Raw genomic sequence first — 14,077 nt, 5'->3', positions numbered from 1 at the left:
AATACCATTTTAATCGAAATCCCCGGAAATGCGAATTAATTCTTCAGCCCCGATGTTCCTTTTCTGCCAGCTTTTCCACGATGAAGGATGCGACATGCTCGGGGTAGGAACCTCGTCCGAAACCCGCATCAAAACCTATTTCCAGAGCCAGCTTATTTCCGATTCTCGGACCGCCTGCGCAGATAACGGTTTTCTCACGAAGACCTTCCGCTTCCATCAACTCAACGAAGTTTGTCATATTATGTATATGAACTTCTTTCTGGGTTACAATCTGGGAGACCAGAATGGCGTCGGCATGGACTTTTTTTGCAAAAGCGATAAGTTCTTCATTGGGAATCTGGGCACCGAGATTGTATGCTTCAATTTCCGGATACCTCTCCAGACCGTAATGCTGATCGTAACCTTTCATATTCATGATGGCATCGATTCCGACGGTATGGGCATCCGATCCGGTACAGGCTCCGACAACAACGATTTTCCGCCCCAGTCTGTCCCTGATAAAATCATTCACTTCATAGAAGTCCATGGAGGTTTCGACTTCCTCAACGACAACTTTGGAAAAATCAACCGATACGGGACTTTTGCCGTAAACCACAAAGAAAGTGAAATCTTCCGCAAGGGGATTGGAGTGCACGACTTCGCACTCTTCAAAACCCAATTTCCCCGCATAGATTCTGGCCGCTTCATCGGCTTTTGGTCCCGATGGAACAGGAAGAGTAAAAGAAAGCTGAACTGCTCCGTCGTTGATAGTATCTCCATATGCTTTAATCATCATTTTTCAGCCCCTCCTGCTATATTCAGTTCACGGTTGAGATATTCTTCAATGGGATTCCAATAGTCTCCGCTTTTGGCGTAAACTCCATCCAGCCCTTTGCCTCCCGTTTTCGGACGGCTGATATCGGCAAACATTTTTTTCTCGATCGAGTCGAAAAGTCCCTGTTCGCGAATTTCACCGAGGAATTCTTCAGTCTGATTGAGAACCGATTTTGCCCGGCTCTGCATGATTCCGTCTTTCTTAAACTCAAGGTCCGTCATAAGATCACCCATATTATTCATTACGTACCGGGCGTTGGCTATGGCCAGAAAGCGGTCCTGCATGAATGGGGTATGGATAGCTTCCGTCAGCATTCCCAGCAGGAGAATCCCCTGCCCCGTAGCTTTGGCGATAAAATTGAAAAGGGTGTTCATGGCATAGCCTTTGAATATGTCTCCCGTCATGTATTTAGTGGGGGGCATATATTTCAATGGCGCATCGGGGAAAATTTCTCTGGCCATCTGAGCCTGAGCCATTTCGAATAAAAAGCCGTTCTTGATTGAAGGGTTCATCTCAAAAGCGTGTCCCAGTCCCATAAGTCTTTCGGGCATGCCTGATTTTTTGGCAAAGCTTTCATTGATAAGCTGAGAGGCCGTTACTGTGTAGGCTTTTTCATAAGCATCAGAAGTGGTCAGATAGTTGTCCTCTCCCGTGTTGATAACAATATCCGCAAAAGTGTTGATCATTCGGGAAAAGTGCTGATCCACGAATGTACGGTACATATTGATATCCCGGAACAAAATTCCGTACATGGAATCGTTCAGCATCATATCCAGACGTTCAAGAGCGCCCATTGCGGCAATCTCCGGCATACAGAGCCCTGATGCGTAATTTACAAGCCTTATGTAGCGGCCGACCTTCTCTCCGGTTTCATCGAGGGCTTTACGCATAATGCGAAAGTTCTCCTGTGTGGCATAGGTCCCTCCGAAGCCTTCCGTCGTAGGACCGTATGGAACATAATCCAGAAGACTCTGGGCCGTTGTTCTTATAACCGCAATGATATCGGCTCCCTGCTCGGCGGCGGCTTGGGCCTGTTTGATATCCTCATAGATGTTCCCCGTGGCGACTATGACATAGAGAAGCGGAGATGGCTGAAGTTCCGCTGATGCTTCTATTTTCTTTTTTCTGAAATCTCTGTGTCCTTTTACTTTCGCTGCAAACTTTTCAACCAGTTCCCGGCCTTTCTCTATGATGTGATTCCGGTCGACGAGATCCAGCTCTCCGATATTCAGACCTTCGGCGATTTGCTTGTTCAGCTCTTCCGGGGAACAGCCCATTTTGAGAATGGCGTTAATATAATAAGCGGCCGCTCCGGCCTCCATTTTGTCCTTTAGTTGATTTATAATGATATTGGGGACGGGCACATCCTCCTGGTCCACAAGGTCCGCGCCCAGAAGGCGTAAAGTCGCCCTTTCAACAGAGTCCGTCGTGTGTTTGAGTATATAATTCTGAACCGGTTCAACGATCTCGGCGGCCAGAGAACGGCATCGGTTGATCTGTTCCTGCGATAATCCCAGTTTATTATCCATTCTGTTTCTCCTGTTTTTCCATATATTTTTCCGCATAACCTATCAATTGAGAATCGAGCCCGAGAATATCGGCGATTTTCAAAGCATCCCGTGAGTTGACAGCTCCCGCCGCTCTCGGCTCTATGCGGTAGTCCATGTATTTGTTTATAAGTCTGATTCTTTCCGAAAGATCCCCTTTGAAGTTACTGTGAAAGTATTCACCATATTTTAGATAATCAAGCCCTCTCATCGTCCAGTAGGAGATGTTTTCCAGTTCGGGCAGGTTCTCCTGATGGGTTGATGAAAAAGACCATGTTTCTTTTCTTCCCGAAAATGATTTCAGCAAAGCGCTGTTAAGAGCAAGGGCTTCCGCTGAGTTGGTCGTTCTGGCAAACTCGTCTATTATATATAGTGTCCTGCCTTCGGCCGCTCCTTCGATAAGACTCATAATTTCCTCTCCGAAACTGCTTAAGCCATTTACTCCGGTGCCGAGTTTGTCGCCGATGAGATTGAATGATCGGAACAGAATTGTCTTGAAGCGGGTCGCGGGAACGAAAAACCCCATCTGAGACAGGATCTGAGCAAAGAGAAGCGTCTTCAGCACGACAGTTTTACCCCCCATATTCGAACCGCTGATTACGATATGGGGAGCATCGAACTCAGCGGACAGGGGGGTGTAAGGGACTCTTTCATTCAGGCAGTTTTCCTCCACTGGAAGGAATCTCAAATTCGAAGCCAGAATAAAGCCATTATGAGAAATTTCAGGTTTTATACATCGGAACTTTATAGCTGCATCAGCCCGAGCCAAAGTCAGATCCATTTCGGTTAATGATTTCACACAAAGGATCAATGACTGTCTTTCATGTTCGATTGTTTCTGCAAGGGAAATGAGGATTTCCTCTTCCAGCTCCTTTTCCCGTTTGTAGTATTGAGAAGCTCCATTTCGGGTATCATGATATTTTTTGCCGAGCTGCGGCTTTACGACTACCGAAGAATTATCATAGGGTTCGATATAGAGCATAATTTCCGAACCTTCAGGAATGGCTCCTTCCGGAACGACAAGAAAATCATTAAATCGGAAATCAAGAGAAAAGGTCTGTCGTATTTCTTCAATTCTCTCTTGCTTTATTCGGGAAATCTCTTTTTCGGTTTCCCTCAAATGACGTCGTATCTGCTTTAATTCATCAGAATAGCTGTCTTTTATATAAAAACTTTCCTGTTGATCCACCTCATATCCCAACAGCTTGAGAATCGGGTCGCTTATATAATTGAAACTGAATTCATTTTTCAGCCTTTCATCAAGCAGTAATGAAACAGCTCTGTAGTTGTGAAGGAGTTTTTTTATGCACTGGAGTTCCGATCTCAATTCACCCTTAACAAACCTGTTGCTGATTGCCGGGATTCTATCCAGGTGAAACCGTATTTTGTCAAACTGTTCACTTGCCCCCTCAAGATAAGAGCGAACCATCTCAACACGATTGTAGATTCTATTAAGATCTCCGGGATCTGAATAAATCTTCTTTTCCGATTTATATTTTTTTCCTTCCGGGGTACGGGGCCTGAAATGTTCGAGAAAAAAGTCGATTCCGGCAAAATCAAAAATCCTGTCCGTCACATCCCGCTCCTGCTGATTCTATAGGGATTAAAGTAATAAGGGACGGTAACAGGGATGTCCCTTAAAAGCGTCTCAACTCCTGCCTGCTCCAGATTCGAAAGGTTGAGAATCAGCCCTTCAAGCTTGAATATATGTCTGAATTTGAGACTGATCCGTTCTGTCAATTCCCGAAGCTCTCTCCAGGTAAGGAAGACTTTTGTAAAATCCTCTAAGACGAGTGTATCGGCATCCTCTGCAATTGAATCGAGAACAGAGGAAGTCAGAGCGCCATTGAACTCAATATCATTATTCCCGGGATTGTCATAACAGGGTATTTTATCGAGCAGATTCAGAGTCCGGATCGTATTGAGGGAGCTGGTCCTGTTTTCCGGAGTCATTTTCATAACATAAAAATAAGCAGACTCCCGGCCTGCCGAGAGCTGGGTAATGCGGTTGACCGCCCCGTCTACGAGAACAGTCTTTATCCCCGCTGTGTCTTTCAGATATCCGATTATATCTTCCAGCTGGCTGTTTGATTCAGGTCCGACCAGTTCGATTAACCCGGATCTTTCAGTTTTGAGGAGCATGAGCCTTCCCAAAGCGGTAAACCAGGGGAAAACGTGGCAGATTTTAAAGAGAGCCTGACTGTTGTTCATCATATCTTCACTGGTAACCAGATAATCGCCCTTAACGGCTTCTATAGATGGCTTTTCATTGCCGAATACTCTGTCTTTCTTCTCTCCATCGATACCTATTGTAAGATATGCCAGATCCTCCCCGCTTCTGAGACGGGGAAGGAGGTAATTGAGAAAAGTCGTTTTTCCGGCATTTTTGGAACTGCCCGAGATAAATATGACTTTATCCCGGAGCCGTTCCAGTTTATCAGCGTCCATAACGTTTGGAGCGGGCCAGACCCTCCGGGGTCAGGCAGAGCTGATCACCGTCGAGGAGAGCGCTGACGCCCGATTTGGGAACGCCTTTCCAATCTTTGCAGAACTCGCAGTTTTCCTTATCGTGATGGGTGTAGTGATCCGGTTCTGTATATGTTGTGATGACGCCTTCGTAATTTCTCAGAATGATTCTCTGATCCGTCTGCGATATCAGATAATCGGGCATAACGGGGATTTTCCCGCCGCCTCCCGGCGCATCGACGACAAAAGTGGGGACTGCCATGCCTGTTGTATGTCCCCTCAGGTTTTCAATGATTTCAATGCCTTTAGAAACAGGCGTCCGGAAATGGGAGATTCCCCGGGAGAGATCGCATTGATAGATGTAATAGGGCTTGACCCTGATAGTCAGGAGCTTCTGAACCAGGTGAAGCATAATATTGGAGCAGTCGTTTATGCCTTTGAGAAGAACAGACTGATTGCCCACATTAACTCCGTGGTCCGCCAGACGGCCGCAAGCTTCTTTTGCCTCCGCCGTGATTTCTTTGGGATGGTTGTAATGAGTGTTCAGATATACGGGATGATATTTCTGAAGCATCTTCACAAGATCTTCGGTAATACGCATGGGAAGAACGACGGGCATGCGGCTTCCGATCCTGATGATTTCCACATGTTCAATAGCGGAAAGCCGCTTCAGAATTCTCTCCAGTCTGTCATCGGAAAGAACCAGCGGGTCGCCGCCGGAAATAAGCACATCGCGGATCTGGGGAGTATTTTCGATGTACTGAAAAGCTTTTTCCAGAATATCGTCGGGCATAATGTTATCGTGGTCACCGACAACCCGTCGCCGCGTGCAGTGACGGCAATACATGGAGCATTCATGGGTCACCAGAAGTAGAGCCCTGTCGGGATAGCGGTGGGTCAGTCCCGGTACGGGAGAATCGGAATCTTCGTGAAGCGGGTCATTGAGATCGGAAGGCGCATTGTAAAGCTCCTCCAGAACCGGCACGGCCTGCTTTCTCACCGGGCAGTTCCGGTTCTCGCGATCCATGAGTGCCGCGTAATAGGGAGTGATGGCCATGCGGAACTGACTGAGACAGTCTCTCAGGTGCTTTTTCTCTTCATCATCAAGATCGATGATTTCATCCAGAGTCTCCACATCCCTGACGGCATGGCGAAGCTGCCATTTCCAGTCATTCCACTCCTCATCCTTCACATTGGCATAAAGAGGTATGTGCTTATATTGAACAGTATCATATGTTTTTTTCATGCTTTATCCTTTGTCTTTTTAATTCCTATGAGTAGAGATTCTCGTAAAGAGCCCGAATCTCCGGCGATTCCCTGAGGATATTGAGAGTAATCTCCGCGTGATTCTTCGCATAACCGTTGCCCATGATCATATCTACATCCTTGCCGACGCCTTCCGCACCCAGCGCGGCTTTGGTGAAGGAAGTCGACATACTGAAAAAGTAAACGACTCCCCTGTCTCTGGTCATAAGAATAGAGCCCATCTCCGTATTGGGAATATTCACATTGTTAATGACAATATCAGCCATGGCCCCGTCTGTGAGTCCCTTAATGGCTTCATAACAGGAAACGGCGTCGCTGGCGTCGAGTTTGATCACATGGTCGCAAAGATCGAGAGAGCGCAGTCTGTCGAGTGTCTCATCGGAATAATCGACACCGATGACCTTTCCGGCGATTCCGGCCCGCCTCTTCGCTTCGTATGCGCACAAAATGCCCGATTTCCCGCCGGCTCCGATAATGACAACTGTATCGCCGGATTTCACCATCCGGGCGACCTGAGCAGGAGCGCCGCAGACATCCAGCACGGCAAGCGCCAGGGAAGCGGGAATATCTTCAGGCAGTTTTGCGTAAAGTCCTGTTTCGAACAGAACGGCCTGCCCTTTGATAATGACCTGGTCAATGTTCTTTTTTATTTCCAGTATCTTTTCGATTTTCAATGGTGTGAGGGAAAGGGAAACAAGCGATGCTATTTTATCCCCCTCCTCAAGATCGATTTTACCCTTCAGCCTGTCTCCGATAGTTTTAACTGTTCCGATAAACATGCCGCCGGACCCTGTTACGGGGTTTTTCATTTTCCCGGCATTCTCGACTATGGACAGAATGATCTTTTCAATTTCTTTTTCATCGCCATTGGCCTGCTCTTTTATCTGGGTGAAACTGGCCGAGTCGATATTGAGAATATCCACATCGACAAGAATTTCATTGTCCCAGATCTCCGACATATCATTGCTGATTCTCAAAGCCGGCTGAGGAAGGACTCCCGCCGGCTCAATAACTCTGTGCAAACCGTAGGGATTACCCATCTGCTTCATGATTCATAACCTCGTAATTTGAAATGTTTTCTGACTTCTTCCGGTGTGGCCGGTTCAAATCCGGCTTCTTTTATAATTCTTACCGCTCTTTCAACCAGCTGTGCATTGCTATCAGCCAGAACGCCTTTGGAATAATAGACATTGTCTTCAAAACCGACTCTCAAATGCCCCCCTAGAGAAAGCGCCCCGTAATGAGCTTGAAGAGAAGCTTTCCCGCCGATGCCGATGATAGTCCAGTCTGCTCCCTCGGGGATACGGCGGACCATGAAGTCCAGAGTTTCGACATCATACCGTACGCCTCCCGGAACTCCGAGAACAAAACTGAAATGATAGGGAGCATCGACAAGCCCCTCGTCCACAAGCATCCGGGCAGCATAAACGTGAGAGAGATCGAAACATTCGAGTGTCGGCCTTATGCCTCTTTCCTTCATAGCTACCGCGAATTTTTTCATAACCGGCAATGTGTTCAGAATATAGTCATCACCGAAATTCATGGTTCCGCAATCGAGCGACGCCATTTCGGGATCGAGAGAGACAACTTCGAGCCGTTCCTCATCCGTCATGCCCACGGCTCCGCCGGTGGTTACCTCAACGATGACATCACATCTCTCGCGTATCAGTTTTATGGTTTTTCTGAAAGTATCCGGATCCTGCGTCGCTTTTCCCTCTTCGTCGCGGACATGAAGATGTATGATGGCCGCTCCGGCTTTCCAGGCATCGTACGCGGCATCCGCCAGCTCTTCCGGTGTCAAAGGCAGATGGGGATTATGTTCCCTGGTTGTTTCGGCGCCGCAAATGGCGCAGCTTATGATTTTTTTGTTCTTCATCATTTGCCGTATTTCTCCACAAGATACTGCATGGCTTCCTCTATGGCCTGAATCGTTTTCTCAAGGTCTTCCTGACTGTGGCGGGCACAGATATATCCGTGATGATAGGGCTGGAGAAAAATCCCGCGGCGAATGAGCTGTGTGTAAAAATCGGTGCGCTTCTCTTTATAGATTTTATCGGGATCCTTTTTAAAGGTAATGAACATCATAGGTGGTATACCGGAGATCTGGGCACCCGTTCCGTATTTATCACATAACTCTCTCACCCGGCTGATAAACCATTCGCCTTTTTCCCAGATCTGTCCGAGAATGTTATCGCGTTCCATAACCTCGATGGTCTTCAAAGCCGCCACATAGCTGAGGCTGTTGGGAAAGAATGTGGAAGATATAAAAACATTTTTCTCCCCTTCTTTCATAATTTCCGCTTTTCCGGTCACACAACCGATGGGATAGCCATTGGCCATGGCTTTTCCGAACACGGCCAGATCAGGCGTTACGCCGTAATATTTCTGAGCCCCGCCGAGAGAAACGCGGAAACCCGTGCGGATTTCATCGAAAATCAGGACCGCGCCGTATTTACGGGCCAGTTCCTTTACACCTTCAAGGTATCCCGGTTCCGGTTCGGAGATATCATCAGCCAGGGGATGTCCCAGAGGAGTGATGATGACAGCTGCCGTATCATCTCCGTTGCCTTTCAACATCAGTTCCAGAGATTCCAGGTCGTTGTATGGAAACCCCTGCACATCCTCATAAAGCTTTTCCGGAACGCCGCCCTTTACTTCAACGCACCAATCGTGCCAGCCGTGATAGCCGCAACGGAGGATTTTTGTTTTACCGGTATAGGAACGGGCCAACCGTATGGCAGTAGAAGTGGCATCGGAACCAGTTGTGACAAAAAGGCTCATTTCCGCACAGGGAACCAGTTCGTTGATTTTCCGTGCCAGTTCGTTCTGATATTTCTGAGTAAGAGAAAAGCAGAATCCTTTATCCTGAATCTGGTTGATGACGGCCTGATCTATTTCCTCTTCCCGGTAACCGATGATAATCGGTCCGTAAGCGCATAGGTAGTCTATATATTCATTGCCGTCCACATCTTTTACATGACTGCCTTTCCCTTCATCGAAGAAAACGGGAAACTCCCCTTCGACGAAGTTATAGGGACGTCTGATCCCCAGAACACCACCGGGTATAAGGCTCTTGGCTTCAGCAAATAATTCATTTGTTTTATCAAGTTTCAATTTCTCAATCTTATCCATAATAATCTCCCGTTTTCATGTAACTACGGAAATAGTGATAAGTCAAGAAATAACCATTTCTCTTATTATTTTATCGTTAAACCGATGCAATTCGTATATTGATGCTGATTAATCAACGTTTTTTTCATGCTTGCTCTAATAATAAGGCTCAAGTATATTTATGCTATGGGAATCGGTCTATTTATTGGTAATCTGAATTATGAAACTGAAAACGAAACACTTAAAAAACACCTTGAGAAGTACGGTGAAGTAACGGCCTGTGAGATTATTACAGATAAATTCACATTCAGGTCGAAGGGGTTCGCCAAAGTCGAAACTCCCGATGAAAGCGAAGCGGAAAGGATCATTGCGGGAGCTGAAGGAATTATACTGGACGGCAGGCCGTTGAGAATTGAAAGATTCAGGGATTCCTGATCCAGTCCGGAATATATATCCTGATGATATTCACTCCCGTCGAATCGGCGACAAATGCATAATCCCCTTCCACGGCTATACTGTCGGCAAAAACATCGGGACATTCACTGACTTTGACAAAAGAACCCTTATCTTTTATTTCATAAACAGATACCCCGGCATGACCTTCAGCCGTATACAGAAGAGAATCGGACAGATAGATATCTTCGACATAAGGAGAATCTATAGAACGGACTTTTTCCGGATAAGCCGGATCGCTTAAATCAAAAAGAGTCACCCCTCCGCTGTGAGCAGCCAGCAATCTACCACCTTCAATAGCCAGTGCCATAGCTCCCGGTAGATCGATGGAACGGATTTCCTCCGGCACGGCACCTTTGTTATTACTGAAAACAATCAAACCGGTCTGTCTGTCAGCGCAGTACAGAAAGTCTCCGAAAGTTTCGATATCCCGTGCATCGCGCAGAGGGATCGACCAGTCGACCCTTTTGACAATCTTCCTGTCATCAGATTCGAGGGGCTGTGTTTCCGGGAAGATATCATAGGGATCGGCTACACCCTGAATTCCGCCGCTGCCCGAGGCAATATAGATGACTTCACCTTTCTTCCTTACCGACCTGGCCTGACCGGCTGTCTCCACCGTTGACAGATGCAAAAGCTCATTTTCTCTCATCGCAAAGATTTTAACCCCGCCGCCGCTGTCGGCAAGATAAAGCCTGCCGCCGTCGATAAAAACGGATTGGGCGAATTCCGACGGAATAACATGGAGTATATCTTCAGCAGCAATATGCTGCGGATCGGACGCATCGACGATGACCAGACCACCGGAATGATCGGAAATATAGAGCAGACCATCCCGGATTTCAACAGATGAGGCATTCCCTCCGGTCTTAAGTTCTCCGATTTTGAATGACTGACCGTATTGAAAGGTTTCCACGGCCTTCAATCCCGATCTGTCGGCAACGACAAGCAGGTTGTCTTTCGAATCGACTGAAGATGTATGAGACAGTTTCATGTTTTCAAAGGATACCGGCCTGTAAGGGTCTGTAATATCAATATCAACAACTCCGCCGTCTCCATCGGCGATATACAAGTGATTTCCTTTTAAGGAAAGCCTTCTGGCGTTGTTGCTTTTGTATGTACTGCAGAGAAAAATATTATCGGTATCGCTTATATCGAGAATTGAAACTCCTTTATCTAAAGAGGCGACATAAGCAAAATCATCTCTGATAACACAGCTATAAACATCGATATCACCGAAACGGCCGGCAAATTCCGGATAATATGGATCGGTCACATCAATAAGGATTAACCCCTCTTCCCCGGAAGCGCCATAAATATATTTTCCTGATAAATAGAGATCATAGAGCGGAAAATCATCGAGGAAACTGATTCTCGGCGGTCTTAAGGGGTTTGACAGCGAGTAAATTTTCAGCCCTTTTATTCCGTCAGCGATATAGATGTACTTACCCATTCCTTTCGCGGCTCTGGCGTCGGTCGTCTTTCTGTAACTGACTATTCTGGGCTGAGCAGGCTCGCTGATATTTATGAGATAAAAGCCCTCGGATCCCGCTGCAACCAGAGCGTATTCATCAAGCAGAGAGATATCCTGTCCCCCTTCAATGAGCACAAACCCTCGGACAGATAAATTGCCGGAATCGTTGATATCTATTATATAAAATCCATCTTCCGGTGAAACGGCGTAAGCATAATCTCCGCTGATGACAAGATCTTCAGGAGAAAAGGAATCGAGAGAACCCTTTTCCGTCAATCTGACAGGTGGTTCGGAAAGCAAACGGCCGGATACTGAATAACTGGGAATATCTTCATAACCGAAGGGGACCACCTTATAAGTATATTCAACTCCGAAAACACCGCTGCGGTCAATAAAACGGGAATCTTCAATCCTGCCGCTTACATCTATATAAGCTTCGTTCTCCCGGGTCCGAAAGACCCGATAGGCATCAGCCCCTTTAACAGGGATCCAGGATATTTCGATAAAACCGTATTCGCTTTTCGCATATGGTTCCAGTGTCGCGTCATTCAAAGGGATGGAGCTGATAACCGGCGAACTGACAATATCCTCTCCCCGCTGGCCTTTGAGTTCAAACTCGTAAAGCGCTCCATTCTCCAGTCCGGAAAAAACCAGAGGCGGGTTAACATTTTCTCGTATGAATCCGCTATCAGCCGTTCTTACTGAAAGATAATAGGAATCAATAAAAGGAAGAGCCGTCCAGTCCAGAGTCAGCCTGCCGTCTCCCTGCTTCGCGGAGAAATCGGGAATGGCAAAATCGGACTGAGGAAGAATCAGGCTGGTTACAGAACTGTTGCCGTTTTTCGCCTTAACCGATAACTCCAGTTTCTGATCTCCCTTCTGGCTGGTGACTGGCAGAATGTAATCAAAAGAATTATCAGCATTTATGATGATTTCCCTATTTAGAATTTCCCCACTGCCAAACGAGTCTGCCGGTTGCAGGATCAGATAGAGACTCTCTATACCCCCGTACTGGGGATTCCAACCGTAGGGATCGGAAATTTTGCCTGAGACCCGTATTCCCGCACCGTACGAATCCTCTTTCCCGGGAGAACGGAGGACTATGACCGGTGTTTTTTTTCCATCATTCAATTCAACCGAAGCGTGGGAAATGTTGTTATTCAGATCCGCCGCTGTGATACGGAAACTGATTTTTCCATCAAGAGTCTCCGTATTGATATTGAATTCAAAAGATCCGTCATCTTCAAAAAAGATCAGATTCCTTTCATCTGCCATGGATGAGACCGACCAGTAGAGAGATTTGACTTCGTTATCGCCACTTGCCTGATCTTTCACTATTCCTTTCACAGAGATATTATTGTTGAAATAATCTCCGGTCTGAGGGGTCTCCAGCGTTATTTCCGGACCTTTATGATCGTTTACCAGAGGGAGAATGAAAGTTGCCTCTCCGCCATCTTCTGCAACGGCTTTAAATAGAATCTGCAGATCCCGGTTCATATCCACTGCAGCTATCCGGAAATTGAAGCTGCCGTCGGAATTAAAATTGATTCGGTTTTCTCCTGTTTCACCAGCCATGGACCAGGTGAGTTCCTTTATCCTGTCTGCATATTCATCATCTTTACTGTTTGAAACCACTCCCCGGATATCAATCCTGGAGAAATACAAAGATCCGCTCTCCGGTGAAGAAATATTTAAATAAGGGAGAACCTCTCCACCCGAGGCGGTCAGTCTGGTTTGAACAGGAATATCCAATCGGGACAGATGCCCGTTCTTATCGGATGATTCGATTGTGATAAAATCAAGATCGGCCATTTCTTCATCGGTCAGCTCCAGAGAAAAGTCACCATTTTCATCAAAGGGGATATTTACCGGATCTTCAAAACCATTGAGCACGATTCGAAGCGAATCGATTTCATGGAGAGGAACCCTATCGGTATCCCCGGGAGAGACAGAACCGGTTATCAGGAGAGAGTCTGAATCAGAAAAGTCCCTGTTCTTAGATTGAAGTGCGATCGATGGTCCTCTGGTATCCTCCTGCAATTCAATAATGAGTTCCTCTGTCAAACCATTGTTTTTTTCCGCCCTGACGGTGATTATGAGCGGTCCGGCCTGCCGGCTAGAATCGATGGAAAATATTGAGATCCCCCCATCTTCAATTTCAAGATTGTGTTTTTCCCTGTCTTCTCCTATCCAGAATAAATTCACGATTCTCGACGAATCCGTTTTTGAATCATCATTAAAAACAGCAAGGCTTATAACTGTTTTTGATCGATAATAACTTCCCTCTGCGGGGCTGAGGAGAATAAGAACAGGGGGAACTTCCACCTCCTCCGGCTCTTCAACGGATAAAGCAGTCTCCACGGGGATGAAGACACGGGGTTCAGGAACCTGACCGGTAATGATACCGGAATCACTATCATCGAGATCCGATCCGTTCAGGATAGGAGAAACAGTTCCTGCATAAATGATGTCGAGCAACTGATCTGTGAGAGGCTGGAGCTCTTCCGGTTCAACAGCTTCGTTCTCTGAAATCGAATATTCCGCAAAAATCGGTTCTTCATAGGGGAAATCATTCAGAAAAGGAGGCTCCATCGCCTCGACATCGACAGGCGGCCCATCGGAAACCGGAGGACTGAAGTACTTTTTCTCAACAGGGATTTCTGTGTTTACGACTCCGGAATCAGCAACAGGCTTATCTATTAGCGGTTCATCATACGGCAGTTCATGATCTTCCTTTATGATTATATTCGAGATAACTGTTTCAGGAGCTTCGTCATTGGGCGTTCCTGTTACCTCATCCTGTACCGGAGCTTCAGCGGGATCTTCAGTAATCATTTGCGTTTCCTGAGAGACGGCAAAAGAAGCCATGCGGAAGATCACAAGAGCAGAAACTGATAGGATAGCCAACAAGGCAATTATGATCTTCCCGCGAGTTTTCACAAAACA

The 14,077-nt window shown here is 46.6% G+C and carries 10 protein-coding genes; 1 reads left to right on the top strand and 9 read right to left on the bottom strand.

From position 1 onward, the window contains the following. Nucleotides 1–43 precede the first annotated feature (43 nt). Genes kamE through HNR50_RS00750 form a run of 8 tightly spaced genes read right to left on the bottom strand, consistent with a single transcriptional unit; the run spans nucleotide 44 to nucleotide 9,225 of the window. On the bottom strand, nucleotides 44–775 hold the full coding sequence (gene kamE, locus HNR50_RS00785) for a lysine 5,6-aminomutase subunit beta (protein ID WP_184742441.1): 732 nt from the start codon (nucleotides 773–775) through the stop codon (nucleotides 44–46). Further along, nucleotides 772–2,343 (bottom strand): lysine 5,6-aminomutase subunit alpha, encoded by a 1,572-nt coding sequence (kamD, locus tag HNR50_RS00780; protein WP_184742439.1) that lies wholly within the window; start codon nucleotides 2,341–2,343, stop codon nucleotides 772–774. The genes kamE and kamD overlap by 4 nt, the downstream gene beginning before the upstream one ends. Then, nucleotides 2,336–3,937, bottom strand: a complete 1,602-nt coding sequence (gene kamC / locus HNR50_RS22670; protein WP_184742437.1) for a lysine 5,6-aminomutase reactivase ATPase KamC — start codon at nucleotides 3,935–3,937, stop codon at nucleotides 2,336–2,338. Before kamC ends, kamD begins: the two co-directional genes overlap by 8 nt. Next, nucleotides 3,934–4,809 carry a hypothetical protein gene (locus tag HNR50_RS00770; protein WP_184742435.1) on the bottom strand — a complete coding sequence of 292 codons (876 nt, stop codon included), beginning with the start codon at nucleotides 4,807–4,809 and terminating at the stop codon, nucleotides 3,934–3,936. Before HNR50_RS00770 ends, kamC begins: the two co-directional genes overlap by 4 nt. Continuing rightward, the gene (kamA, locus tag HNR50_RS00765) at nucleotides 4,799–6,073 is read right to left on the bottom strand and encodes a lysine 2,3-aminomutase (RefSeq protein ID WP_184742433.1); all 1,275 of its coding nucleotides are present in this window, start codon (nucleotides 6,071–6,073) and stop codon (nucleotides 4,799–4,801) included. Before kamA ends, HNR50_RS00770 begins: the two co-directional genes overlap by 11 nt. 25 nt (nucleotides 6,074–6,098) lie before the next feature. After that, entirely contained in the window at nucleotides 6,099–7,142 is a 1,044-nt protein-coding gene (gene kdd, locus HNR50_RS00760) for an L-erythro-3,5-diaminohexanoate dehydrogenase (protein ID WP_184742431.1), read from the bottom strand. Beyond that, a complete protein-coding gene (kce, locus tag HNR50_RS00755; protein WP_221439767.1) occupies nucleotides 7,139–7,972 on the bottom strand; it encodes a 3-keto-5-aminohexanoate cleavage enzyme in 834 nt (277 codons plus the stop codon). The genes kdd and kce overlap by 4 nt, the downstream gene beginning before the upstream one ends. Continuing rightward, nucleotides 7,969–9,225, bottom strand: coding sequence for an aspartate aminotransferase family protein (locus HNR50_RS00750; RefSeq protein WP_184742429.1), 1,257 nt, complete (start codon nucleotides 9,223–9,225; stop codon nucleotides 7,969–7,971). The genes kce and HNR50_RS00750 overlap by 4 nt, the downstream gene beginning before the upstream one ends. Before the next feature lie 165 nt (nucleotides 9,226–9,390). Between HNR50_RS00750 and HNR50_RS00745 the strand changes: the two genes are divergently transcribed. Next, nucleotides 9,391–9,639: an RNA recognition motif domain-containing protein gene (locus HNR50_RS00745; RefSeq protein ID WP_184742427.1), complete on the top strand. Its 249-nt coding sequence runs from the start codon at nucleotides 9,391–9,393 to the stop codon at nucleotides 9,637–9,639. Here HNR50_RS00745 and HNR50_RS00740 read toward each other — a convergent pair. Further along, nucleotides 9,626–14,038, bottom strand: coding sequence for an LVIVD repeat-containing protein (locus HNR50_RS00740; protein WP_184742425.1), 4,413 nt, complete (start codon nucleotides 14,036–14,038; stop codon nucleotides 9,626–9,628). The genes HNR50_RS00745 and HNR50_RS00740 overlap by 14 nt on opposite strands. Nucleotides 14,039–14,077 lie beyond the last annotated feature (39 nt).

The organism is Spirochaeta isovalerica, from assembly GCF_014207565.1.
GTDB lineage: Bacteria > Spirochaetota > Spirochaetia > DSM-2461 > DSM-2461 > Spirochaeta_F > Spirochaeta_F isovalerica.
The sequence above is the reverse complement of the archived record's forward strand: the minus strand, read 5'-3'. Positions and strand labels throughout refer to the sequence as shown.

Bases quoted from the DNA above. Each gene is read 5' to 3' on its own strand.
- kamE (WP_184742441.1), bottom strand. From the start codon at position 775: ATGATGATTAAAGCATATGGAGATACTATCAACGACGGAGCAGTTCAG.
- kamD (WP_184742439.1), bottom strand. From the start codon at position 2,343: ATGGATAATAAACTGGGATTATCGCAGGAACAGATCAACCGATGCCGT.
- HNR50_RS00770 (WP_184742435.1), bottom strand. From the start codon at position 4,809: ATGGACGCTGATAAACTGGAACGGCTCCGGGATAAAGTCATATTTATC.
- kamA (WP_184742433.1), bottom strand. From the start codon at position 6,073: ATGAAAAAAACATATGATACTGTTCAATATAAGCACATACCTCTTTAT.
- kdd (WP_184742431.1), bottom strand. From the start codon at position 7,142: ATGAAGCAGATGGGTAATCCCTACGGTTTGCACAGAGTTATTGAGCCG.
- kce (WP_221439767.1), bottom strand. From the start codon at position 7,972: ATGATGAAGAACAAAAAAATCATAAGCTGCGCCATTTGCGGCGCCGAA.
- HNR50_RS00750 (WP_184742429.1), bottom strand. From the start codon at position 9,225: ATGGATAAGATTGAGAAATTGAAACTTGATAAAACAAATGAATTATTT.
- HNR50_RS00745 (WP_184742427.1), top strand. From the start codon at position 9,391: ATGGGAATCGGTCTATTTATTGGTAATCTGAATTATGAAACTGAAAAC.